Origin of the sequence: Solirubrum puertoriconensis, from assembly GCF_001483135.1 — a bacterium.
Taxonomy (GTDB): Bacteria; Bacteroidota; Bacteroidia; order Cytophagales; family Hymenobacteraceae; genus Solirubrum; species Solirubrum puertoriconensis.
On record NZ_LNAL01000006.1, the window covers coordinates 14217 to 38334 of the forward strand.

Consider the following 24118-nt stretch of genomic DNA (forward strand, 5'->3'; position numbering starts at 1 on the left):
ATACGGCGCCATCGTGGCAAGTTACTGCTCGAACTGTGTTGCGCAACTTACGCCCGCAGGTGGTTAATCGAAGTACTCGCGGCCTTCATCATCCACGTAGCCTACTTTGCCTTCGGGGGTAGTTACGCGGGCTACGCCGGCTACAAAGGGTTCGGCGGCCGCGTACTTAGGCTTGATGATGAGCTTGCCGTTGGGCCCTAGATAGCCAAAGCGGCCTTGCTGCTCCACAATGGGGTAGGCGTAGCCGTTTTGCTCGGTAGCCCGAATGTTGTCGAAGGTGAGAGGCAGGCGCTGGCGGCCGCGGTTATCCAACACGCCCCACTTAGGGCCTTGCCGCACCAGCAGTAGGCCGTCGTGGTACAGGTCCCGTACCTCGTCGTACACGGGCGGTACCACGGCATTGCCCACGGAGAACCGGAAACCCACTTTCCCGTCGCGGCGGAGCGGGTCGCCTTGGGCCAAGTAATCTTCCTCGGGCTGCTCGCGCGGCTCAGTAAGCCGGTGGCCCGATACGTCAATATCAAAGGTTTCGCCCTTGAGCACCACCGTGGCGCGGCCCTGCTGAAAGTTGGAGGCCTGCTCGAAATGCACCGGCGTAATGGTATTGCCGCCACCATCGATGTAGCCGTAGCACTTGCCAATGCGCACCCACGCTACCTCGTCGACGAACGGACCGGCTTCGTCGTAGCGCAAGGGTAGCACCATGCGACCTTGGCGGTCGGCGTAGCCCCACTGGTTGCCTTTGCGGCAGGGCACCAGGCGAGCCGGAGCAGGCTGAGCCGCTGCGACATAGCTAAGCGCAAAGGCCAACGGCAGCCAAAAAATGCGTTTCATGCGGTGGAGAGCTGGAGGTGGGTGGAGGAGTAACGTTCCAGCATCCCGAAAATACACAATTTCCGATAAACCGAGCCGTAGCCGTGCTAAACCCTGCATCAGGCTATGCAGAATGCGCGTGGCTGCTGGCCGCCGTTTCTTAACTAGCATTAGCAGAGGCTTTCCAGTGCTGCAGGGGCAGTATTCAACTGCGATTTTATTCCTTTTTGTCGGTTGCCCGTGCTATTGCAAACATCATAAGTAGCTTTTGCGAGACCAGAAAAGATAATTTCTATGACTGAGTATTCTTTGTTTTTGACAATATTTACATGTTAAGATACCGAAGGTGCCGAGCAGTTATAGCAGCAGTGGTTAGCGGGCGGCGTGCCCGTTGGAGCAGCCAAGCACAAAGCAAAACCCGCAGCTGCAGCAACTCCTCCACAGGTGCACCAGGTTTCGGTTGCCGGTGGCTGACCTGGGCAGCCACACCTAGGGATGCGTGCCGTGTTGTACCTTGGCGGGCATACTCCTACCCTTACCTGGCGCCAATGTTCCGCCTTCCTGTTTTGCTGGCCGCTGCTACCGGGCTGCTGGCCCTGAACTCGGCCCCGGCCGAAGCGCAAAAAAAGAATCCTTTAGCCGGGCGCATCGATGCGCTTTCAGCCCGCGTAGAGCCGCAGGTAATTGCCTGGCGCCGCGATATTCATGAGCACCCCGAGTTAGGCAACCGCGAAACCCGCACGGCCGGCATTGTGGCCGCCGAGCTTAAGCGCCTAGGGATGGAAGTGCAAACCGGCGTGGGCAAAACCGGCGTGGTGGGCATACTGCGCGGCGGCAAGCCTGGCCCCGTGGTGGCGCTGCGCGCCGATATGGATGCGCTGCCCGTTACCGAAGAACGCAAGGTGCCGTTTGCCTCCAAAGAGCGCACCCAATACAACGGCCAGGAAGTAGGCGTAATGCACGCCTGCGGCCACGATAGCCACGTGGCCATGCTGCTTGGCACGGCCAACGTGCTCAGTCAGCTCAAGAAAGACATGCACGGCACCGTTAAGTTCATCTTCCAGCCCGCCGAAGAAGGCCCGCCCGCAGGCGAAGAGGGCGGCGCCGCCCTGATGGTGAAAGAAGGTGTGCTCGACAACCCTAAAGTTGAGGCAGTATTTGGCCTGCACATCAATGCGCAAACCGAAGCCGGGCAGATTAAGTACCGCGCCGGCGGCATGATGGCCAGCGCCGACGTATTCCAGATTCGGGTGAAGGGCAAGTCGGCACACGGGGCGTACCCCTGGCTGGCCGTTGATCCGGTGGTTACGGCTTCGCAGATTGTGGTAGCGCTGCAAACCATCGTGAGCCGCGAGGTGCAGCTAACCGAGGATGCCGCAGTAGTTACCGTGGGCATGATTCATGGGGGAGTGCGCAACAACATTATACCGGAGCAAGTGGAGCTGCAAGGCACCCTGCGCGCCCTCAATGCCCAAACCCGCGAGCTGCTGGCCCAAAGCGTACGCCGTGTGGCCACCAACATTGCCGAAGCCACCGGCGCTACCGCCGAGGTGGAGGTGCGCGCCGCCGCCCCGCTGACTTACAACGACCCACGCCTGCTGCAACAAGCCCTGCCCACGCTGCGCAACGTGGCGGGCGCCAGCGCCGTGAGCGAGATGAAGGCCGTAACCGGCGCCGAAGACTTTGGTTGTTACCAAGAGAAAGTGCCCGGCGTGTACCTGTACCTAGGCGGTATGCCGAAAGGTGTAGACCCTGCTACCACCGCGCCGCACCACACCCCTGGTTTCTTCCTCGATGAAAGCGGCTTTGGCCTAGGTGTGCGCACCCTCTCTAACCTCGCCGTCGATTACCTCAGCGGCAAGATGAAGTAGCTGCCGCAAGCCTCGTTGTTTTATCTGTCGCAAACCCGCCGTGCCCTAGGTACGGCGGGCTTTTTGTTTGAGCCAGGGCCCGATGGTGGTACCTTTGCGGCCCATTTGGAGCCGCTGCACCTAGGGCGGTTTTCTTGCTTTCGTACCTATGCATATTGCCTTAGTTTCTTGCGATGCGCTGGCTCAGTACGCCGCTACCAACGTAGCCGCCGAAGACCAGCAGCTTGCCGATTACCTCCGCGCCCGCGGCGTGCAGGTCAGCTACGTTTCCTGGACCGATGCCAGCGTGCGTTGGGAAGCCTTTGATGTGGCCGTGCTGAAGTCGCCGTGGGACTATTTCGACCGCCCCACCGAGTTCCACAGCTGGCTGAACGAGCTCGACGCCCGCGGCGTGCGCCTGCTCAACCCCACCAACATTGTGCGCCACAACGCCGATAAGCTGTACCTGCGCGCTATGGAGCAGGCCGGTGTGCCCATTGTGCCCACGCACTGGCTGCCCCGCGGCAGCCGCGTGGAGCCCGCTGCCCTGCTGGCCGAACTCGGTACCGAGCGCCTGGTGCTGAAGCCTTCCGTAAGCGGCGGCGCCAAGGATACCTTTGCCCTAGGTCTGGCAGAAGCCAATGCGGCCGTGGAGCAGCTACAGGCCCTGGTTGATGAAGCTGACTTCATGGCCCAACCCTTCTTGCCCCAAATCCATACCACGGGCGAATGGTCGTTGGTATTTTTTGGTGGACAGCTCAGCCACTGCGTGCGCAAAACCCCCAAGTCGGGCGACTTCCGGGTGCAGCATTTCCACGGCGGGGCCATCCACCCCGAAACACCGGCCGCCGCTATTCTGGCGGTAGCGCAGGATATCGTCGAGCGCTTTGCCGAAGACTGCCTCTACGCCCGCGTGGATGGAGTAGAAGCTCCCGATGGCGGTTTCTGGCTGATGGAACTGGAGATGATCGAGCCCTTCCTGTACATGGATTCGGAGGGCGAAGCTGCCTACCAGCGTTACTACGAAGCCCTGCTGCGACTAACGCAGGCCACTAAAGTTGAGCTATAGCACGAATTTTGGCTACGCCGACCAACGGTTGCAGTCTGCGTCCACGGATAACCGTTTCTAATAGCTGCTCAGGGTCAGCGGAATGTAGCGTGGGCTTCAGCCCGCGTTTGTTAGAACAATTGCAGTTGAACGAAAAACGCACAACGACACAGTTCGAGCAAACGCGGGCTGAAGCCCACGCTACACCGCTACAGCTTAAAACCCGTAGCCCACAAAGCCGCCATCGACCGAAAGCGTTTGGCCGGTGATGTAGCTGGCAGCGGGCAAGCTCAGGAAGGCCACGGCCGCGGCTACCTCGTGCGGCTCGCCTACGCGGCGCATGGGGGTGCGGTCGAGCACGTTCTGCAGGTAGCTCTCGTTGCTGAGCACTCCGGCGGCCAGTGGCGTGCTGATGTACCACGGCGCTACGCAGTTCACCCGAACGCCGTCGGGGGCCCACTCGGCGGCCAGGTAGCGGGTAAGCTGCACCATGGCGGCCTTCGTCATGGCGTACACGGCGCCGGTGCGCACAGCGGTAAGCCCCGCCACCGATGATATATTCACGATGCTGCCCTGCTGGTTGGCCTTCAGCAGGGGGTAAGCCAGCTGGCACAGGTGAAAAGCCGAGTCGAGGTTGGTTTGCATCACGTGGCGGTACTCCTCGTCGGAGTACGCCGTGGTGGGCTTGCGGATGTTGGTGCCCACGTTGTTCACCAGCCCATCGAGCCGACCAAACTGCGCCTGTATTTGCTCCACTAAGGTTTGGCGGCCAGCAGCCGTGCTCACGTCGGCGGGTATGGCATGGGCATCGAGGCCTTGCTGCTGCCACTCGGCTACGGCCTGCTGCAGCGGCGCGGGACGGCGCGCGGCCGCTACCACCGTAGCCCCAAAGCCAAGCAGCTCGGCCGCCACGGCCGCGCCAATGCCCGCCGAAGCACCCGTTACCAAAAAAACACGGCCTTGTAGCGACCAGCACGTTGCTGCATCAGCAGGAAAAGGCATACAAGAAGTAGTTAGAAGTTGGTATTTGGTAGTGGGTCTGAGCAGGTGGTAATCAGCAGCGAGTACCGAAGCATGGGGAGGCCTAAACGCCAGCCAAGGCGCGGAATGCCTGTCTACTACTCAATACCCAGTACCAATTACTTGCCTAATTGGTATTCGAGTTTTAGCGTAACAGTGCCGTAGCCATCGTTGCGGTCGGGGTTGCCGCGTTGGCTCACGTCGTCGAGGTGGTCGGTAGTGGTGAAGCCGTACGCGCCCTCAGCCGTGAGCCAAAACCGGCGAGTAAGGAAAAACGACAAGCCGCCACCCACGGGTACCGTAATGCCGGTGGCGGTGTAATCGGGCCGCTCGGGCGAAAGGTAGGTGGTGGAGTTGGTGGGGCGCTCGGTGCCGTTGTAGGCCTTGGGGTTATAGAGCAGGTAGCCCACCCCGGCTTTCAGAAAAGGCTTTACGCGAGCAAAACGGTTGCGCGTGCCGGCGTACCACGATGGGTCGCGCAGCGGCTCGTAGCGCACAAACGCCGCAACCGCCAAGTTGCGCCCCCTAAACGCCAGGTTGCGCTCGGGCAATTGGTCGCGGGCTCCGATTTGGAAGGCAGTGGCCTCGCCGCCCACGCTCCAGTGCGGGCGCCAGGTGTACACCAAGCCGAGCTGCCCGGCGGGTCCAATAAAGTTGTCGCCTAGGTTCGCGGTAAGGTCGCCGTTGTACAGGGCAATACCGCCGCCAACCGACAGGCGCAGCGGCCCCCGGAAGTAAGCGCGGCCTTGCGCATCGAAGTGGCGGCGCGGGGCTTGTGCCGACGCGGCCAGCGGCGCCAGCAAGGCTGCCCCGAGCAATAAGTTGGTTATGCGCACGAAGGAGAGGAATGGTAAGCAGCCCGCTTACGCCAGCGGCGCGGGCTGCGTTGTGGGCAAAGGGCTGCGGCTTACTTAAACAAGCCTTTCGGATCGGGCATTTTGTCTTTCAGGCTGGTCACTAACTCAAAGTCGACGCCGCTGAAATTAAGCGTGCTGCTCTTGTGCAACGACTCCCAAGCTTGGGCAAAGTCGTTTTGGTAGAACTGCACCCACGCCAGCTGTTGCCAGGCGTACGAGCTGTTTGCATCGGTTGCAATGGCCTTGCGCAATTGCTCCTCGGCGCCCTTCAAGTCTTTGGTCTTTTTGGTTTGGCCGTAGCGCAACAAATAGCCGCTGCCTAGGTCGGCAAGCAGTTGGGCATTGTTGGGCGATAGTGCCAAGCCTTGGCTGAACAAGCCGATGGCTTGGTCGGGTGAGGTGTTGGCAGCTAGCAAGCCCAAGCCGCGGTAGGCATCAGGGTTCTTGGGGTCGAGCAGCCAAGCCAAGTTAAAGCGGTAACGCGCCGTATCGGCTTGGCCCTCGTTGATGTATTCGTAGCCTTTGTTGGCAAAAAACTGGCTGGCTTCGGTACGCGACGCAAAGCTTTGCTCCAGGCCTTTAAGGTACGGCTCGCCCACCAATTGCTGCGCGGCTTGCGGCGTAAGGCCCCCAAACAGCGGCAGCTGCCGGCGGGCCGCCAACGACAAATCGGCCGCAGCGGCGCCCTTCACTTTGGTTTTCACTTTTTGGGCAGTGGCCGGTGCGCCTGCGCCCAGCAGGGCGGCCAGGGCCCCAATCAAAACATGGTATTTCATGAACTAAGGGTTTCGCCTTGCTGGGTAAAGGTAGCCTCGCCCCATGCTTAGACAGCAAGCTAAACGTGCAGAGGTGCCACTCTAGTGCACAACCTAGTGCGCCGAGGAGTTTGGCGGTAAGATTAATAAAATACATTGGCAGGGGGGCACGGTGCTTTGCAAGCGCAATGCGAGCGTTGCGCCGCTAGGTGCCATAAGCTGCGGCAGTACTGCCTGGTAAGCCAAGAAAAGCAGCGGCACGCAACGGCGCTGGTGCGGCGCCGCACGTTTGTACACAGCAATCTGGCTTTGATCGGGTGCGTCAAAACCCTAGGTGCCCGAAAGCAGTTACTTCGCGCCGAGGCCCGGCCACAAACATTCCGACTATGCCCACAACCTCTACCACCAACTCGGCCGATACACTACGCCGCGAGCTGGGCTTGCTGCAAGCCACTGCCCTCAACATGATCGACATGGTGGGCATTGGGCCGTTTGTGGTGCTGCCGCTGGTAATGCAGCTGCTCGGCCCCTGCTTTTTGTGGGCGTGGGTGGCGGGGGCGGTGCTCTCGGTGATTGATGGGCTGATTTGGTCGGAGCTGGGTGCCGCGTACCCCGAGGCCGGTGGTTCGTACCGTTTCCTGAAGCTGGCTTACGGCGAGCACACCTGGGGCCGGCTGATGTCGTTTTTGTACGTGTGGCAAACCCTGGTGCAGGCCCCGCTGGTGGTGGCCTCGGGCGCCATTGGCTTTGCGCAGTACTTCGCTTACTTGGTGCCGTTGCCTGAGTGGTGGCAGCCCAAGCTAGTGAGCGGCACGGTGGTAGTGTTGCTGGTGGCGCTGTTGTACCGGCGCATTGGCTCGGTGGGCAAGCTGGGCGTGGCTTTGTGGGTGGGCGTGTTGGTGCTGATGGTAGGCCTGATTGGCAGCGGCCTGTTACTGGGCCACGAGCCGGTGCCGTTTCCGCCGCTCACGCCGGTAGCCGCGGCCGATGCCGCCAAGGGCTGGTTTGTGCTGCCGGCAGTGGCCCTAGGTCAGGCCAGCGTCAAAACCATCTACAGCTACTTGGGCTACTACAACGTGTGCCACCTAGGGGCCGAAATCAGGCAGCCGGCACGCATTATCCCGCGGGCTATTTTTCTGAGCATACTGGGCATTGCGGCGCTGTACCTGCTGCTCAACTACAGCGTGGCGCGCGTGCTGCCCTGGGCCGAAGCGGCGCAGTCGGAGTTTATTGTGAGCACCTTTGTGGAGCGGCTGTTTGGCCACAAGGCAGCTTTAGCAGCCACGGCGCTGGTGCTGTGGGTGGCGTTTGCCTCGTTGTTTGCGGTGTTGCTGGGCTATTCGCGCATTCCGTACGCCGCCGCAGCCGATGGCGAGTTTTTGCCGGTGTTTGCGCGCCTGCACCCCACCAAGCACTTCCCGTACGTGTCGTTGCTGGTGCTGGGTGGGGCGGGCTTTGTGTTCAGCCTGCTATTTAAGCTGGCTGCAGTGATCAACGCCATTCTGGCCATGCGCATCTTGGTGCAGTTTGTGGGCCAAGCGGTAGGGTTGGTGCTGTTGCGGCGGCGTAGGGGCACGGCGGGCTTGCCTTTCCGAATGCCGCTTTACCCGCTGCCAGTGGTGGCCGCCGTAGTGGTATGGCTCCTGGTTTTGTGGAGTACAGGATGGTCATTCATGCTCTCGGGCCTGGCCGTCATTGCCCTAGGTGCGCTCGTTTTTCTGGGGATCAACAGGCGGCAAGGGCGTTGGCCGTTTGAGCAGCGTTAGGTCAACAAAATCGGCAGGTTTATAAAACCACAAATAGGAAGCAGATAGGGGGGTATATGAGAGCAAGGAGGCAGAAAAAACTTATATAAAATGGTATTGATCAATTATTAACTATTAAATTATGTATGTTTTTGCCGCTCCTTGTGCCACCGTTTATCCACCCGAAGGCTATGCTACCCACATTCGACCGCGTAATACTGGAGTGGCTAAACCAGTATGTGCACCAATCTGCTCTGCTCGATACCTGCCTCGATTTTTTGAGTTATAACAATTTACTGAAGGGGGTAATTTTCACCGTGGTGTTGTGGTGGACGTGGTTTAAGTGCGGCGACACGCCCAGCGGCAATGCCTGCCGCAGCATCGTTATAGGCGTGTTGGCAGGGTGCTTCGTTGGCATGGCCGCAACGCGCATGCTTACGCACGCATTTCCGGAGCGCCCGCGGCCCCTGCACAACACCGAGATGCAACTCGAGCCGGTACACCCGCAGCTGTTGGCCGACTCGGCCGATAACAGCTCTTTCCCGAGCGACCACGCCACCATCTTCTTTGCGTTGGCCACCGGAATGCTATTTCTGTCGCGGCCTATTGGCATTGCGTCGCTGCTCTACGTGGTGTTCTTTATCTGCGTGCCCCGGCTCTACCTAGGGCTGCATTACCCCACCGATTTGGTAGCGGGCGGCATCATTGGCGTGGCTACGGCCGTAGCGGCCAACCTGCCCGCCGTGCGGCAGCGCTATTGGCTGCCCATTGTGCAATGGCATTATAAGCACCCCAGCCCCTTCTATGTTGGCTTCTTTCTGATGAGCTACCAACTCGACGAGCTGTTTGCCGGCGTGCGTCAGCTAATGCACTTTGTGGCAAACCTCATATAGCTCGGCCGTAAATCTGGTTGCGCCAAGTATCTTGGGCAGTTATTATCTACCCTTGATTACTTAATTCATGCGCCTTTTTAAGGTTCTGGCAGTTGCTGCTGTGGTGCTGAGCAGCAGTGGCTGCGGCTCGGTGCACTGGGTTGTAGCTCCGCAAAAATTTACTTTCTCGAAGGCTGCCCCCGTGCTGTATTTGCCGCCGGTGGGGCTGATCAGCCTAGTCCAAACCGGCAATCAGCCCGCGCCCAGCCCCGAGTTATAGCAGAAAGCAGCCGACCAGCTGCGTACCGCGTTAGTTCAACAACAAGAGCCGTTGCACCTGAGCGAACAGTTGGCCGTGCCTGCCACAGTACAGCTGCGCCTTCAGCGCGAGGTGCTAGCGGCGGTGCAGCAGCTTATGCGCAGCAAGCCTCAAAAAGGCACCACTTTGTATCCTGTTGCACCGCTTCCCGTGCTCGATAGCCTTACCGCAGGCGTCCCGGCACGCCACGTGTTGGGAACGGTGCGCCACGGCTTTACGCGCACATCTGAAAACTACCAAGGCCAAGTAGCCAAAACGCTGGGCGTAGGCCTGCTCACGCTAGGGATGTATGTGCCGGTAGCCGTCAAGGCTTCAGCCGGGCTGTACGCCTTTGTGTACGATCGGCAATAACACCGCATCGTGTATTTCAGGCGGGTGGTTGAGAATGACCGCGAACCGCTAAAAGAGCGCGTGCTAAACAAACAGCTACGAACCGTTTTTGCTGAAACCGCCAAGCTAAACTGAGGCATTGGACGCTGGCAGAAGGGCGAGTCTGAAGCGTTTCAGACGGAACAAAAACAACGAAGGCCCGGCAGAGTAAAGTAGTTCTGCCGGGCCTTCAAGTTATTATCCGCGGCGGAGCACCTGCGCAGCTTCCTTAGCGAAGTACGTCAGGATGGCGTCGGCGCCAGCGCGCTTAATGCTCATCAGTACTTCCAGCATGGTTCGTTCGCCATCAACCCAGCCATTTTGGGCAGCGGCTTTTACCATAGCGTACTCACCGGATACGTTGTAGGCCGTTACGGGCAACTGGGTGTTGTCGCGCACTTCCCGAATTACATCGAGGTAGCTCAGGGCGGGCTTAATCATCACCATGTCGGCGCCTTCCTGCTCATCGAGGCGCAATTCCCGAATGGCCTCGCGGCGGTTGGCCGGGTTCATTTGGTAACTTTTCTTGTCGCCTTTCTTCGGGGCCGAACCTAGGGCGTCGCGGAAGGGGCCGTAAAAAGCCGAGGCGTACTTGGCGGTGTAGCTCATGATGCTCACGTGCGAGAAAGCGTTGCGGTCGAGCACATCACGAATCCAGGCTACGCGGCCGTCCATCATGTCGGAGGGCCCGATGATATCGGCACCGGCACGAGCTTGGGCCAAGGCCATTTGACCAAGCACCTCTAGCGTGGCGTCGTTCAGGATTTCGCCCGAGTCGGGATCCACAATGCCGTCGTGGCCATCGGAGGAGTAGGGGTCCATGGCCACATCGGTCATGATCACCACATCGGGGAAAGCCTTCTTGATTTTCTCGACGGTGCGCACGTACAGCCCATCGGGGTTGTGGCTTTCCTTGGCTAGGCGGTCCTTAAGGCGGTCGTCGATGCTGGGGAAGGGGGCAAAAGCCTTGATGCCTAGGTCGACGCACTGGCCGATTTCATCCAAGAGGCGGTCGGCCGTGAAGCGTTGAATGCCCGGCATCGACGTTACCTCAATGGTTTTGTTTTCGCCCTCGATGAGGAACAACGGATAGATAAAGTCGTGCACCGACAGCGTAGTCTCCTGCACCATGTTGCGGATAACTTCGGACTTGCGGTTCCGCCGGGGGCGGTGAGTGGGAATTATAGCCATGAGAAACGTAGATCAACCGGGCAAAACAGCCGGGGCAAAGATAAAGTTGCGCGGGTGCCGCTTTGCGGCAGACAATAATTACGCCCTGAAACAACATTGGCCCGGCATAGATGCCGAGCCAATCGTCGTTAACCAAACCTTCTAATGTATTCCTATCGGTGGATGCTTTTTACCCTAGGTGCCGCGGGGGCCGCTGCTTCGGAGGCAGGTACTACCACGCGCGTTGGCTCGGGGCTTTGCGAGTCGTGCATCAGCACTACCCGCGTACTGTCGGTATCGAGCATGGCCACGGCGGGCGCCGCGTGCGAGCCAAAAGCCGAGCGGCTTGTTTTGCAGCTGGCCAAGCTAAGGGCCGCAATACCGAAAAGCAGGGTGTAACGAGCTAGCATAGAAGTAGGATAAAAAGCAATACCAACGGCACAAACATAGGCCGCGCGGCTGTCGTCAAACCGTGCTACTCGCCGAAAGCGTTCCGTGGCAATGCGAATTATCGACTTCGCTAGCTGAGCATCTGATAAGTGCTTAGAAAGCAGCGGTTAGCAGTAGAGTTCAATAGCTGCATTCAGCCTAAGAACATAAAACAAAAGCGGACGACCTAGGGCAGGTCGTCCGCTTGGTAAGTGCTTAACTAGTCAGCGCTCTAAAATTCCATAATCACCTGCTCGATGATGTCGCAGGCTTCGTGCAGCTGCTCCTCGGTGATAACCAACGGCGGGGCAAAGCGGATGATGTCGCCGTGGGTGGGTTTGGCCAGCACGCCGCGCTCCATTAGGGTTACGCACACATCCCAGGCGGTGCGGCCGTCGGGGGCAGGCTTAATCACCACGGCGTTCAGCAGACCTTTGCCGCGCACCAGCTCTACTACCTCGGGGCGCTTGGCCTGCACGCGGCGCATCCGCTCGCGGAATACCTCGCCTAGGGCGCGGGCGTTTTCGGTCAGCTTTTCTTCAAGCAGTACATCCAAAGCAGCCATCATCACAACACAAGCCAGCGGGTTGCCGCCGAAGGTAGAGCCGTGCTGCCCGGGCTTGATGCAGAGCATGATTTCGTTGCGCGCCAGCACCGCCGACACCGGCAGTACGCCGCCGCTCAGGGCCTTGCCCAAAATCAGGATGTCGGCGTGCAGGCCCTCGTAGCACGAGGCCAGCAGCTCGCCGGTGCGGCCCAGGCCCGTCTGAATCTCGTCGGCAATCATCAGCACCTTGTGCTTTTTGCAGATGGCGTGGGCGTGGGCCAAGTAGCCATCCGAAGGCACCACCACACCCGCCTCGCCCTGAATGGGCTCAACCATGAAGGCGCACACGTGGGGGTCTTGCACGGCGGCTTCGAGGGCGGCCAAGTCGTCGTAGGGTACTACCTGGTAGCCGGGCATGTAGGGGCCGAAGCCGCCCGTGCTGTCGGGGTCGGTGCTGAAGGAAATGATGCCCGTGGTGCGGCCGTGGAAGTTGTGCTCGGCTACCACAATGCGGGCTTGGTTGGGCGCAATGCCCTTCTGCTCGTAGCCCCAGCGGCGGGCCAGCTTAAGGGCGGTTTCCACGGCTTCGGCACCCGAGTTCATCAGCAGGGCCTTGTCGTAGTTGAACAGCTCGCACAGGTACTTCTCGGCGCGGCCCAGCTGGTCGTTGAAGAACGCCCGCGAGGTAAGCGTAAGCTTTTGGGCCTGCTCGGTAAGGGCATTGATGATGCGCGGATGGCAATGGCCTTGGTTTACGGCCGAGTACGCCGATAGGAAATCGTAGTAGCGCTTGCCTTCTACATCCCACAGGTGCACGCCTTCGCCGCGGCTCAGCACCACCGGCAAGGGGTGGTAGTTGTGCGCACCGTAGTGGTCTTCGAGCTGCATCAAATCGTGGCTGCTCAGCTGAATGGGGGCGGCGGTAGCGGGAGGCGTGCTAACAGACATAGTGGGAAAATTTTGGAGAGCTAAACATGGGTGGGATGCCCAAAAGTACGGATTTCGGGCTGCGAAGGTGTGTTTAGGTAATTGCCTGAACAATAACAAAATACTCGCCGCGTCGTGAACCCAACATACCCAACCTTCAACTCCGGCTGAGGTTCAAGGAGCCTTTCTTCCATCTCTCCACCGCCTACTACCGATCATGACCAAGTCGTCATTTTTCGGGCGGCATCCCGTGCTTGGGGTGCTGCTCGGTCTCATCATATTGCTCGTAGCGGGCGGGTTTATCGGCTTCAAAGCCACCAACAACGGCCAAAAACTGTTACCGACCCTCGAAAATGCCAACCTGCAAATGGGCAACATCACGGCCGATTCGCTGAAGGCGCAAATGCAGGTAAGCCTGCGCAACAACGCGCCCATTGGCATGCGCATCGACAGCTTTAGTTACGAAACGCGCGTGGATGGCAAGCCCATGGCACGCGGCGCCCAGGATGAGCCAACGGTAGTGAAGCGTCGGGGCCTGAGCCAGCTGGAAATACCCATGGCCGTGGACATGGGCGACCTAAAGCGTACAGTTAAAGATGCGCAGCAAGACTGCGTGGAGGTGCAAATGCGCATGCAGATGTACACCCGCTTGCCCGTGGTAGGCACCGAGCGCATTCCGGTAGTAGTGAGCAAGCGGGTGTACGTGCCCAAGATGCCCAAGATTGAGGTGGCCGATGTAGACGTAACCGACCTAGGGCTGAAACACGGCGAAGCGCTGGTGAAGCTAAAGGTGACGAACTACAATCCGTTTTCGGTAACCATCCGGAGCGTGCGGTACCGCTTTCGCATCGGCGACGACGATATGGAAGTGAAAGGCGTAGAAACCAAAGACGTAACCTTCGATGAGCGCGGCACCGAAATCATGCCCGTACGCGTCAGCTTTCAACCCAAAGCCATGCCCAAAGTAGCCTTTAAAAGCCTGTTCAAGGCCGATAAGACCTCGTACGACCTCGACGGGGTAGCCGTGGTGGCTGCTGGCCGCCATAACACCAAAGACATGAGCTTAAACTTCAACAGCGAAGGCACGCTGCAGGAGCTGAAGAACATTCCGCGCAAAGGAGAAGGGGAGTAGCCGCGCCGGGTGCCAAGTAAGCGGCGCGCACCTCGGCATTGGTTGGTACCTTTGCCCGGCAACCAACCCTTGCTTGTAGCACATGCAATTCATCCACCACCCCGATGCGCCCAAAGCCGTTGGGCCTTACTCGCAGGCCATTGTAACGGGCGGCTTGGTGTTCTGCTCCGGCCAAACGCCCCTCAACCCCCAAACCATGCAGCTCGAGGGCACCACCATTGAGGTGCAAACCCAGCAGGCGCTGGCCAACCTAGGCACGGTGCTGTCGGCGCATGGGCTAGGGCTGCAGGACATTGTGAAAACAACGGTGTTCCTGAAAAACTTCGCCGATTTTCAGCGCATGAACGCTGTGTACGCCGAGGTATTTGGGGAACACCGCCCGGCCCGCACCACGGTAGAAGTATCGCGTTTGCCGCTCGAGGCATTGGTCGAGATTGAATGTATTGCCGCCGTTCGGGGTTAGGGGAGCCGCATGAAAGCCAAACCCCAGCCGCTGCAACCCGGCGACTTTTACTACACCCCTGAGGGCTACATGGTGTTTACCGAGCAGTACCACCTGCGCCGCGGCAACTGCTGCGGCAGCGGCTGCCGGCATTGCCCCTGGAAGGCCAAAAAAGCCCTTAAGCGCTAGGTGCGGCAAAGCTTCGGCCCGTTGGGCAACAAGCTCTGCCTCATGAATTTTCGACAGAAGTTTGACTAATTCAGAGTTTTGCCGATATTTGCGCCCCTGTTTCCCGCATTGTCATCTCAAGTAACACATAGCCATGGCCCGAGTTTGTGATCTGACCGGCAAGCGCACGCGCGTTGGTAACAACGTATCGCACGCCAACAACAAGACCAAGCGCAAGTTCTACCCGAACCTGCAGAAGAAGCGTTTCTACATCCCCGAGGAGGATGCATGGGTTACCCTGCGCGTAGCCGCTTCTACCATCCGCACGATCAACAAGAACGGCATTATGGCCGTGTTGAAAAAAGCTAAGCAAGAAGGCTACGTAGTTTACTAAGCTACTACGCGTGCCCGATTTCGGGCGCATGGCTTACTGCATATCCGGAAGCGAGATTTTGGCCGATGTTGCCGCCTATGGCGCGCAACCTTCAGCCGAAATCTCGCTTCTTTTGCTTTAGCCGCTTAGCTACCTCGCACCACCGTACTACGCACCTACATGGCTGCGGCTCTGCATATGCTCCGAACCCCGTTGTGGCTCCGCCGAGGAGCTTTTGCCCTGCTCTGCCTAGGTGCCCTGGGCCTCGAACCTGCCCAAGCTCAGCGCCAAGTCAGCAACGAGCGGCCCACTGATTTTTTGAGTGCCGATTTTCACAAGGGCCGGCGCGAGCTACTGCGCCAGCAAATGCCGGCCGGCTCGGTAGCGGTGCTGTTTGCCTCGCCGGTGCGCAACCGCGCCAACGACGTCAGCTACATCTACCACCAGCACCCCGATTTGTACTACCTCACGGGCTATACCGAGCCCGATGCCGTGCTGGTACTGTTCAAGGAGCCCCAGAACCTAGGCGGCCAAACCGGTGTAACAGAGGCGCTTTACGTGCAGCCCCGCAATGCCGCCCGCGAAATGTGGACGGGCCGCCGCATAGGCAAGGACGGTGCCAAGCAGCAACTGGGCCTGCAGTATACCGCCGACAACACCGAGTTTGCCGCGGCTCCCATTCAGTGGAGCAACTTTGGCCAAGTGCTGATGCTGACGTTGCCAACCGATGCTGCCAACGACCCGCGCAACCCCGCCGACCTACACGACTTAGTAGCTAGCTTCCGGCAAAAAGCTAGCCTGCCGGCCGATTTTAGCCCAGCAGTAGGGGAGGCGCACAAAGTCATTCAGCGCTATGGCACGGCCAACCCCACCGAATTGCGGCCCTACCTCACCAACCTAGTAAGCTCGCAGCCGCAGCTGGCTACCGACGCCTACGTGCAGGCTTATCTGAAAGCCGACACCGACGCCGACCGGCAGAAAGTGGTAGCCTCGCGCCCCGTATCGCGCTTCGATGCCACCACGCTCGATGAGCTGCTGAACCAGATGCGCGAAGTAAAAACGCCCGAGGAGCTGAAGTTGCTGCGCCAAGCCGTACGCATTTCGGCGGTAGGGCAGCAGGAGGTGATGAAAGCCACCAAGCCCGACATGGGCGAAATGGAAATTCAGGGCCTGCACGAGTACGTGTACAAGAAGTACGGCGCCGAGTTCGAAGGCTACCCCAGCATTGTGGGCGCCGGCAACAATGCCTGCGTGCTGCACTACGAAACCAACGACAAGCCGCGCGTTGGCAACGAGCTGCTGCTGATGGACTGCGGCGCCGAGTACCATGGCTACACCTCCGACGTGACGCGCACGATTCCGCCCACGGGCAAGTTCTCACGCGAGCAGCGTGAGATTTACGAGTTGGTATTAGCCGCTCAGGAGGCCAGCTTTAAAGAGTGCAAACCCGGCGCCGAGTTTCAGGCCCCGCACAAAGCAGCGCAGGCAGTGATTACCGAAGGGCTGAAGCGCCTAGGTATCATCAAGACCGACGCCGAGGTGCGCCGCTACTTTCCGCACGGCACCTCGCACTACCTAGGGCTCGATGTGCACGACCGCGGCACTTACGGCCCGCTAAAAGCCGGCAACGTAATCACTGTCGAACCGGGCATCTACATCCCCGAAGGCAGCCCCTGCGACAAAAAGTGGTGGAACATTGGCGTACGCATCGAGGACGATATTCTCATCACGTCGTCAGGCTATGATAACCTATCGAAAGAAGCACCCCGCACCGTAGCCGACATTGAGGCGATGATGGCTAAACCAAGCGCCCTCGACAACTTTAAGCTTCCTATCTTAAAGAACTAGAACAGTTGCAAAACGGCCACAACCAGCGGGCCTGCGCAACCAAGTGTGCGCAGGCCCGCTTATTTTTGTGCTGAAAAGGTGCGATAAACTGTTTCTGAGCGGGTGTAATTACATCTTGCAACGGTTTATACTTCTGTTGTTTGACTTTGTCGAAACAACTCGTATCTTTGCAGTCCTAAAATCGAAACCCACGTCCTGACTGTATCACGATGGCCAAGAAAGGAAACCGGGTGCAGGTAATCCTGGAGTGCACCGAGCACAAGAACTCGGGCCAGCCGGGCACCTCGCGCTACATCACCACGAAAAACCGGAAAAATACTCCGGAGCGCATTGAGTTGAAGAAATACAACTCGGTGCTCAAGAAAATGACCGTCCACAAAGAAATCAAGTAAGCTGAGTCATGGCAAAGAAAGTAGTTGCTACGCTGAAGACTTCGGGCGGTAAGGACTGGGCCAAGGTTATCCGCGCCGTCCGCTCGCCCAAAACTGGTGCCTACACCTTCAAAGAAGAGATGGTACCCGTTGACAAAGTGCAGGAGTTCCTCGCTTCCGGCAGCAAGTAAGAACTTATCGAGTGCGTACGGTCGAACGGCTGTGCCAACGCCCATCCGGTTCCCTTCGGGGCAGCCGCTACGCACTCGTCTAATAGTGAAGAAGTCCCGCCTTCCCGTGGGACTTTTTTGCGTATTAGGGCTTGGTGATTAGGGCCTAGGTCTTAGTTGCGTGCCCTTGGCTGCCAAAGCCAATCCTTCTGGCTTAGCGTGCTGCGCTAAGTGCCAAGACCCAATCCCTAAGACCTAACCCATGGGCCTTTTCGATTTTTTTAAGAAAGACAAGGAGAATAAGGAGCAGCGCGAGTCGTTGGACAAAGGGCTGGAGAAAACCAAAACCAGCTTTTTTGATCAGTTGAGCAAAGCCGTTGTGGGCAAGAGCACCGTCGACGAAGAAGTGCTCGACGACCTCGAATCGGTGCTGGTGCACGCCGATGTGGGCATCGATACTACCGTGAAGGTTATCGACCGAATCGAGAAGCGCGTGGCCCGCGACAAGTACGTGGGCACCTCGGAGCTCGACCGCATCCTGCGCGAAGAAATTGCCGACCTGCTTCAGAAAAACGACTCCGGCTCCACGGCCGTGCTCGAGCGCGCCGACCGTGAAGATTCTGGCGGCCAGCCCTTCGTGATTATGGTAGTGGGCGTAAACGGGGTGGGCAAAACCACCACCATTGGTAAGCTCGCGCACCGTTTCCACTCGGCCGGTAAAAAGGTGGTGCTAGGTGCTGCCGATACCTTCCGGGCCGCCGCCGTCGATCAGCTTATCATTTGGGGACAGCGTGTGGGCGTGCCGGTTATTTCGCACGGCATGAACACCGATCCGGCTTCCGTGGCCTACGACGCCGTGAAAAAGGGCGTGGAGATGCAGGCCGATGTGGTCATCATCGACACGGCTGGCCGCCTGCACAACAAGGTGAACCTGATGAACGAGCTAAGCAAGATCAAGCGTGTGATGCAGAAGGTAATTCCCGATGCACCGCACGAAGTACTGCTGGTACTCGATGGCAGCACGGGCCAAAATGCCTTTTTGCAAGCCAAGGAGTTCACCAAAGCCACGGAGGTGTCGGCGCTGGCCATTACCAAGCTCGATGGCACCGCCAAGGGTGGCGTGGTAATCGGCATTTCCGACCAGCTCAACGTGCCTGTGCGCTACATCGGCGTAGGCGAAAAAATGACCGACCTGCAGCTATTCGACCGCCGCACGTTCGTCGATTCCTTGTTCTCGAAAAAGTAAGCGCACCTAGGTGCGTATCCAAAGCCGTTGCGTAATGCGCAGCGGCTCTTCTGTTTATGGGTGTTGTCACCCTATTATGTGAGTGATTTGCAGCTAGCTTCTGGCTAACTAGACAACCGTTGCGCCACCCGGTGCATCTGGTTGATATGCAAGTAGTAGCCGACCTCCCAACCCCTGCTGACGAAGCCGTTAAACCCAAGCGGCTGGATGCATTCTTGAGCCAGAAACTGCGGTTTTGGTCGCTCGTCGCCATGCTCATGCTGGTGTACGTGCACGCTTACAACCTGCACCCGCGCTACCTGCACGCCGCCTCGGCGGTAGAGGAGCCACTAACGATAGGCTCGTACCTGCAGTATTTTCTGGCCAATGGGCTGTTTCGGTTCCGCATACCGATTCTGTTCGCCATTTCAGGCTATTTGTTCGCCTTTCACGACTCTGGTACGCCGCACAAAGTGCGGGTGCAGCGTCGGGTGCGCACCTTGCTGATGCCGTATCTAATCTGGAGCTTCATCGGCCTAGCGGGCACTTGGGCCATGGAGCAGTTCCCGGCTACGCGGCAGCTTGTGCAGGCTGCAGCTCTAAGCAGTTTCGGGCCCGAAAACCCCTTCGTGAGCGGGTACACGCCGGGGCAACTACTGCTGCGGTGGCTCTTGGTGCCGGTGCCATTCCAATTGTGGTTTTTGATGAGCCTGCTGGTCTACAACTTAGCTTATCCGTGGTTGCGCACGGCCGTGGATCGAGCGCCGGCGGTATACTTCGTCGTGGCCGGGTTGTTGTGGCTGCTAGGTATCGATATCCAACCATTTATCGGCGGCACGGGCCTGCTGTTCTTTGCCCTGGGCGTGTGGCTGCGCCGCCGCGACATCGACGTGCTCCGGCCGCCGCGCTGGTTCCCGGTAGTGCCGATGGCCGTGCTGTGGCTGGTGGTACTGCTTGTGAAAAGCTACTTAGCTTTCCACTTTCAGTCCCCGCCCTTCCTGCCCATGTTGCTGCTCCACAAAGCAGCAGAGGCGTTGGGCATCGGCGTGATGTGGTTTGGCTCCGATGCCGTGGTGCGTGTAGCCATGAGCCAGCGCTGGTTTGCGTTGGTAGCGGGATTCTCGTTCATGATATATGTGCTGCACGTGCCCTTGGTGAACTACGCTACCGAGTGGGCGCTGCGTACCTGGCCGGGCCAGAATTTGCTGGTGTTTTTGCTGCTGCCGCTGCTGATAGCAGGCCTGGCTGTGCTGCTAGGTGCGGTTATGCGCAAACTGGTGCCTGGCGTGTACGGTTTGCTGACCGGTGGGCGTGGAATGTAGTCTGTGCTTTAGACCGCGTTTTTCAGGCGGTAATCATCTGCCGCTACATAGGTCAACTGTTATAAATTACTATCCAAAGAACGCGGACTGAGGTTCGCGCTACATGGTGCTGCCGTCGCTGTAGCTAAAGGAACGTTCGTAGTAGGAAAAGGCGTTGGCTCCTGCGTACCTTTGCGCTCCAATTTTCGCTGGCGGCGAAAGTGAGGCAATATGTTCAGGATTAGGTGCTTTCCGCTAGGTGGCGCCGTTCAACGATACGCGAACTGCAATTCGCGCTACTGCAGAATGAAAGTAAAAGGCAATCGGGCCAATAAGGTTAACGTCATCACGCTGGGCTGTTCCAAGAACCTCGTGGACTCGGAAGTGCTGATGGGTCAGCTGCGCGGCAACGGCTACGACGTAACGCACGAATCGACCAAAGATGAGTCGGGTATCGTCATCATCAACACCTGCGGCTTCATCGACAACGCGAAGCAGGAGAGCATCGATACCATTCTGCAGTACGCCGACGCCAAAGAGGCCGGCAAGGTGGACAAGGTGTACGTGACGGGCTGCCTTTCGCAGCGCTACAAGGACCAGCTCGAGGTAGAGATTCCGCAGGTAGATGCCTATTTCGGTACCCTGGAGTTGCCGCAGTTGCTGAAAACCCTGAATGCCGATTACAAGCACGAGTTGGTGGGCGAGCGTTTGCTGACCACGCCCAAGCACTATGCTTACTTCAAGATTGCTGAGGGCTGCAACCGCCCGTGCTCGTTCTGCGCCATTCCGTTGATGCGCGGTAAGCACGTGGATAAGCCCATGGAAGACCTCGTAACCGAGGCTACCAAGCTGGCCAACATGGGCACGAAGGAGCTGATCCTGATTGCGCAGGACCTTACCTACTACGGCCTCGACAAGTACGGCGAGCGGAAGCTGGCCGAGCTGGTGCGCCGCCTGAGCGACGTGAACGGCATCGACTGGATTCGCCTGCAGTACGCCTACCCCTCGCAGTTCCCGATGGAAGTGCTCGACGTGATGCAGGAGCGCGAGAACGTGTGCAAGTACCTCGACATGCCCTTGCAGCACATTTCCGACAACATGCTCAAGACCATGCGCCGCGGCATCAGCAAGCGCCGCACCGTGGAGCTAGTTGATCAGATTCGGCAGCGCATGCCCGACATTGCCCTGCGCACCACGCTTATTGCCGGCCACCCCGGCGAAACGCAGCAGGACTTTGAGGAATTGTACCAGTTTGTGGAGGCCACCAAGTTTGAGCGCCTAGGTATCTTCACCTACTCGCACGAGGAGAACACCCATGCCTTCAGCCTGGAGGACAACGTGCCCGCCGAGGTGAAGCAGGAGCGCGCCGACGCCATCATGGAGCTGCAGCAGAGCATTTCGATGGACCTGAACGAGCAGAAAGTGGGCAACACTTACAAAGTGCTGTTCGACCGCAAGGAGAGCGGCTACTGGGTTGGCCGTACCCAGTACGACTCGCCTGAGGTCGACAACGAGGTGCTGGTGCCGGCCACCAGCCAGTACGTGCGCCTAGGTGATTTTGCCGACGTGAAGATTACAGAAGCTTCAGACTTCGACCTGTATGGCGAAGTGGTGAGCAAGTAAGCTCAGTAAACAGCATGCAAAAGGCCGCGGCAAGTATTGCCGCGGCCTTTTGCGTTCTAGAGGGTTGTTGGGGTAGGTGGTAGGGTAGGGGTAGAGCTAGTGCGACACGCGACGCCGGTATACGCCGCTGGTCCAGTACTGCCACATGCCAATGAAGGGCAGGTAGGCCACCGACGACATCCAACGCCGCCGTTCCCAGCGGCCCGGAAATTCACCGCTGCGGATGTGCCACAGCGTAAACAGCCAAGGCAGGAGCACCACGGCTGCCAGCCAGTACCAAAGCGGGATAGACGACATCATAGCGGGCGAAAAGGGTGTAGAGCAATCTAGCAAATCAGCGTGAGAATTCCATGACGAAATAGACTGAAATAAAGTTGGGCTTGAACATTAATTTGTAGCCGCGGTTTTTTTGCGAACGTTGCAGCCGCAACGTCTACTCCGCCCATGCCCGTGCACTGTTTGCCCTACGCCGCCACCGGCGCGTTTAGCGCGTTTGTCGCTGACTACCTGAAGCAAGAACCCAAGCTCCAGCCGTTCTACCACCGCTTCCCGACGCTCGAAGCCTTTGCCGCGCAGCTAGAGGAGAAACGCGCGCAGTACCCCGCCGCCACGCGCGAGCGGCTGCAAAATGCCTTGCGCCGCCAATTGGGCGCCCTGCCCGAGTTGCACCCCGCCGTACAAACCAACCTAGGGCTGCTGGCGCAGGAAACCACCTTCACCGTTACCACCGGCCACCAGCTCAACCTGCTTACCGGGCCGCTGTACTTCATCTACAAAATTGCCACGGTGGTAAAGCTCTGCCGCCAGCTGAAGGAGCAGTACCCGCAGTTCGATTTCGTGCCGGTGTATTGGATGGCCTCCGAAGACCACGACTTCGCCGAAGTCAACCACCTGCACCTGTTCGGCAAAAAGCTGGAGTGGCAGGCCGAGCAAACCGGTGGGCCCGTGGGCCGCATGCCGCTGGCGGGGCTTAGCGAGCAGGTACTGGCGCAACTGCCCGCCGAGGTGCCTGCCGCCTTCCGCGAAGCCTACGAGCAAAGCCAAACCCTTGCCGAGGCCACGCGCCGCCTCACGCATACCTTGTTTGGCCAGTACGGCCTGCTCAGCATAGAGCCCGACGACGCCGAGCTAAAGCAAGTGTTGGCACCGGTGATGGCCGCGGAGCTGCGCACCCAAGCCGCCTACCACGCCGTGCAAGCCACCGATGTTGCCTTGGAGGCCGCTGGCTACAAGCCGCAGGTATATGCCCGCCCGCTCAACCTGTTTTACCTCACCAACACGGGCAAGCGCGAGCGGCTGGAGCTGGAAGATGGCCACGTGGTGGTGCGCAACACCGATATCCGCTGGACCACCGACGAGGCCGTAGCGCACGCCCAGGAGCAGCCCGAGTGCTTTAGCCCCAATGTGGTGCTGCGCCCGCTCTATCAAGAAATGCTGCTGCCCAACCTGTGCTACGTGGGCGGCGGCGCCGAAGTGGCCTACTGGCTGCAGCTGAAAAGCGTGTTCGAGCATTACCAAGTGCCCATGCCCATGGTGCTGCTGCGCAACTCGGCGCTGTACGTGGGCCGCACGCACCTAGGCAAGCTGCGCAAGCTGGGCCTGGGCACCAACGATTTGTTCAGGCCGCTGCCCGAGCTGAAAAAGCAGGTGGCCGCTTCCCTAGGTCAGGAGGAGGTGTCGTTGGCCGAGCAGCAGGAGCAGCTGGCCGCGGCTTTTGCCGCTGTGTCGGCACTGGCGCAGCGCCTCGACCCCACGCTGGTGAAAACCGTGGCGGCCGAGCAACAAAAGGTAACCGGCATTGTGGCCGGCCTCGAAAAGCGCCTGAGCAAAGCCGCCGAAGCCAAGCACGAAACCGCTTACAACCAGCTCAGCGGCCTCAAGGAAAAGTTGTTCCCGGCCGGCAGCCTGCAGGAGCGCCACGATAACGTGCTGAGCATTGTGGTAAACAACCCAAGTTTCATCGATCAGCTCGTCGGGGCTTTTGATCCGTTGGCGCTGGAGTTCACTGTAATCGAAGAAGAATAGCGCCCGAAGTTGGCTGCTTACGCCTGCAACGCCCAAAGCAACCTAGGGCGAAGCAAGCCGGCCAAATAAACACAAGTACGGAAAGCAGCCGCTAAACCGCCATGCTGAAAGCCGACCTCCGCCGCGACATGCTAACGCGCCGCCGGGCTTTATCGGAAGCTGAGCTGGCCGAGCGCAGCGCGCGGGTGGGCGCTCATCTGTTCGCGGCGTTCGACCTAGGCGCGTGGCGTACGGTGCACGTGTTTTTGCCCATTGAGCGGCAGCGCGAACTGAACACTTGGCTTATCATCTGGCGTTTGTGGGCAGAGTTTCGGCAGGTGCAGGTGGTGGTGCCCGTGGTGCAACCCGATGGCCAGCTAACGCACCGCCTGCTCGGCCCCGATACGGAGTTGCAGCACAACGCTTGGGGCATACCCGAGCCACTAGGTGCGCCGGCGGTTGCGGCCGCTGCCATTGATGCGGTGCTGCTGCCTTTGCTGGCTTTCGACTTACAAGGGCACCGCGTGGGCTACGGCAAAGGCTTCTACGACCGGTTTCTGCAGGAGTGCCCCAAGGCGCAGCGCATCGGCCTGAGCCTGGAGCCGCCCGTGGAGCGCATTACCGATGCCTGGCCCGGCGACGTACCGCTACACGCCTGCATCGCGCCGGAGCGCGTGTGGTGGTTTGATGAACCGCAGCACGCCGGCGAGTAGGACCCTGCAGCCCTAGGTGCAATAAGC

General features: G+C 59.2%; 26 protein-coding genes. 18 read left to right on the forward strand and 8 right to left on the reverse strand.

The features are described 5' to 3' along the window. Window positions 1-63 precede the first annotated feature (63 nt). Window positions 64-834 carry a WG repeat-containing protein gene (locus tag ASU33_RS04885; protein WP_059068828.1) on the reverse strand — a complete coding sequence of 257 codons (771 nt, stop codon included), beginning with the start codon at window positions 832-834 and terminating at the stop codon, window positions 64-66. 527 nt (window positions 835-1361) lie between these two features. On the opposite strand from ASU33_RS04885, the gene ASU33_RS04890 reads away from it, so the two are divergent. Then, complete coding sequence (locus tag ASU33_RS04890; protein WP_059068831.1) at window positions 1362-2684, forward strand: amidohydrolase; 1323 nt, start codon at window positions 1362-1364, stop codon at window positions 2682-2684. A gap of 148 nt (window positions 2685-2832) precedes the next feature. After that, window positions 2833-3732 carry an ATP-grasp domain-containing protein gene (locus ASU33_RS04895; RefSeq protein WP_059068833.1) on the forward strand — a complete coding sequence of 300 codons (900 nt, stop codon included), beginning with the start codon at window positions 2833-2835 and terminating at the stop codon, window positions 3730-3732. Window positions 3733-3927: 195 nt separating this feature from the next. On the opposite strand, the gene ASU33_RS04900 is transcribed toward ASU33_RS04895, so the two are convergent. The 3 genes from ASU33_RS04900 to ASU33_RS04910 form a co-directional block, all read right to left on the reverse strand. Continuing rightward, window positions 3928-4713 carry an SDR family oxidoreductase gene (locus ASU33_RS04900; RefSeq protein ID WP_059068836.1) on the reverse strand — a complete coding sequence of 262 codons (786 nt, stop codon included), beginning with the start codon at window positions 4711-4713 and terminating at the stop codon, window positions 3928-3930. Window positions 4714-4850: 137 nt separating this feature from the next. Beyond that, window positions 4851-5567: an outer membrane beta-barrel protein gene (locus ASU33_RS04905; protein ID WP_059068838.1), complete on the reverse strand. Its 717-nt coding sequence runs from the start codon at window positions 5565-5567 to the stop codon at window positions 4851-4853. A gap of 71 nt (window positions 5568-5638) precedes the next feature. Beyond that, window positions 5639-6364: a tetratricopeptide repeat protein gene (locus ASU33_RS04910; protein ID WP_059068841.1), complete on the reverse strand. Its 726-nt coding sequence runs from the start codon at window positions 6362-6364 to the stop codon at window positions 5639-5641. A 365-nt stretch (window positions 6365-6729) separates the two neighbouring features. On the opposite strand from ASU33_RS04910, the gene ASU33_RS04915 reads away from it, so the two are divergent. From ASU33_RS04915 to ASU33_RS04930, 4 genes are all read left to right on the forward strand, one after another. Beyond that, entirely contained in the window at window positions 6730-8109 is a 1380-nt protein-coding gene (locus ASU33_RS04915) for an APC family permease (RefSeq protein WP_059068843.1), read from the forward strand. A 170-nt stretch (window positions 8110-8279) separates the two neighbouring features. After that, window positions 8280-8981 carry a phosphatase PAP2 family protein gene (locus ASU33_RS04920; protein ID WP_160328133.1) on the forward strand — a complete coding sequence of 234 codons (702 nt, stop codon included), beginning with the start codon at window positions 8280-8282 and terminating at the stop codon, window positions 8979-8981. Between the two features lie 67 nt (window positions 8982-9048). Next, complete coding sequence (locus ASU33_RS04925; protein WP_059068848.1) at window positions 9049-9240, forward strand: hypothetical protein; 192 nt, start codon at window positions 9049-9051, stop codon at window positions 9238-9240. Window positions 9241-9315: 75 nt separating this feature from the next. Then, the gene (locus ASU33_RS04930; protein WP_149867055.1) at window positions 9316-9630 is read left to right on the forward strand and encodes a hypothetical protein; all 315 of its coding nucleotides are present in this window, start codon (window positions 9316-9318) and stop codon (window positions 9628-9630) included. A gap of 216 nt (window positions 9631-9846) precedes the next feature. On the opposite strand, the gene hemB is transcribed toward ASU33_RS04930, so the two are convergent. The 3 genes from hemB to rocD form a co-directional block, all read right to left on the reverse strand. After that, on the reverse strand, window positions 9847-10839 hold the full coding sequence (gene hemB / locus ASU33_RS04935; RefSeq protein WP_059068853.1) for a porphobilinogen synthase: 993 nt from the start codon (window positions 10837-10839) through the stop codon (window positions 9847-9849). A gap of 152 nt (window positions 10840-10991) precedes the next feature. Beyond that, on the reverse strand, window positions 10992-11228 hold the full coding sequence (locus tag ASU33_RS04940) for a hypothetical protein (RefSeq protein ID WP_059068855.1): 237 nt from the start codon (window positions 11226-11228) through the stop codon (window positions 10992-10994). Window positions 11229-11479: 251 nt separating this feature from the next. Beyond that, a complete protein-coding gene (gene rocD, locus ASU33_RS04945; protein ID WP_059068858.1) occupies window positions 11480-12742 on the reverse strand; it encodes an ornithine--oxo-acid transaminase in 1263 nt (420 codons plus the stop codon). A gap of 196 nt (window positions 12743-12938) precedes the next feature. Between rocD and ASU33_RS04950 the strand changes: the two genes are divergently transcribed. From ASU33_RS04950 to rimO, 10 genes are all read left to right on the forward strand, one after another. Continuing rightward, entirely contained in the window at window positions 12939-13853 is a 915-nt protein-coding gene (locus ASU33_RS04950) for an LEA/WHy family protein (protein WP_059068860.1), read from the forward strand. 82 nt (window positions 13854-13935) lie between these two features. Further along, entirely contained in the window at window positions 13936-14316 is a 381-nt protein-coding gene (locus ASU33_RS04955; RefSeq protein WP_059068862.1) for a RidA family protein, read from the forward strand. Window positions 14317-14325: 9 nt separating this feature from the next. Next, window positions 14326-14484: a C1orf53 family protein gene (locus ASU33_RS21425; protein WP_160328134.1), complete on the forward strand. Its 159-nt coding sequence runs from the start codon at window positions 14326-14328 to the stop codon at window positions 14482-14484. Between the two features lie 133 nt (window positions 14485-14617). Beyond that, window positions 14618-14857: a 50S ribosomal protein L28 gene (rpmB, locus tag ASU33_RS04960; RefSeq protein ID WP_059068864.1), complete on the forward strand. Its 240-nt coding sequence runs from the start codon at window positions 14618-14620 to the stop codon at window positions 14855-14857. A gap of 177 nt (window positions 14858-15034) precedes the next feature. Continuing rightward, window positions 15035-16684 carry an aminopeptidase P family protein gene (locus tag ASU33_RS04965; RefSeq protein ID WP_078063033.1) on the forward strand — a complete coding sequence of 550 codons (1650 nt, stop codon included), beginning with the start codon at window positions 15035-15037 and terminating at the stop codon, window positions 16682-16684. 209 nt (window positions 16685-16893) lie between these two features. Next, on the forward strand, window positions 16894-17076 hold the full coding sequence (rpmG, locus tag ASU33_RS04970; protein WP_059068866.1) for a 50S ribosomal protein L33: 183 nt from the start codon (window positions 16894-16896) through the stop codon (window positions 17074-17076). Window positions 17077-17084: 8 nt separating this feature from the next. Then, window positions 17085-17246, forward strand: a complete 162-nt coding sequence (locus ASU33_RS20960) for a DUF4295 domain-containing protein (protein ID WP_078062888.1) — start codon at window positions 17085-17087, stop codon at window positions 17244-17246. A gap of 241 nt (window positions 17247-17487) precedes the next feature. Further along, on the forward strand, window positions 17488-18471 hold the full coding sequence (gene ftsY, locus ASU33_RS04975; RefSeq protein WP_059068868.1) for a signal recognition particle-docking protein FtsY: 984 nt from the start codon (window positions 17488-17490) through the stop codon (window positions 18469-18471). Between the two features lie 131 nt (window positions 18472-18602). After that, window positions 18603-19772 carry an acyltransferase family protein gene (locus ASU33_RS04980; RefSeq protein WP_149867056.1) on the forward strand — a complete coding sequence of 390 codons (1170 nt, stop codon included), beginning with the start codon at window positions 18603-18605 and terminating at the stop codon, window positions 19770-19772. Between the two features lie 285 nt (window positions 19773-20057). Further along, window positions 20058-21374 (forward strand): 30S ribosomal protein S12 methylthiotransferase RimO, encoded by a 1317-nt coding sequence (gene rimO / locus ASU33_RS04985; protein WP_059068872.1) that lies wholly within the window; start codon window positions 20058-20060, stop codon window positions 21372-21374. Window positions 21375-21470: 96 nt separating this feature from the next. Here rimO and ASU33_RS04990 read toward each other — a convergent pair whose 3' ends face one another. Beyond that, complete coding sequence (locus tag ASU33_RS04990) at window positions 21471-21674, reverse strand: hypothetical protein (protein WP_149867057.1); 204 nt, start codon at window positions 21672-21674, stop codon at window positions 21471-21473. Between the two features lie 144 nt (window positions 21675-21818). Between ASU33_RS04990 and bshC the strand changes: the two genes are divergently transcribed. Then, window positions 21819-23399 carry a bacillithiol biosynthesis cysteine-adding enzyme BshC gene (bshC, locus tag ASU33_RS04995; protein WP_059068878.1) on the forward strand — a complete coding sequence of 527 codons (1581 nt, stop codon included), beginning with the start codon at window positions 21819-21821 and terminating at the stop codon, window positions 23397-23399. Between the two features lie 101 nt (window positions 23400-23500). Beyond that, entirely contained in the window at window positions 23501-24091 is a 591-nt protein-coding gene (locus tag ASU33_RS05000; protein WP_059068880.1) for a 5-formyltetrahydrofolate cyclo-ligase, read from the forward strand. The last annotated feature ends 27 nt before the right edge of the window (window positions 24092-24118 follow it).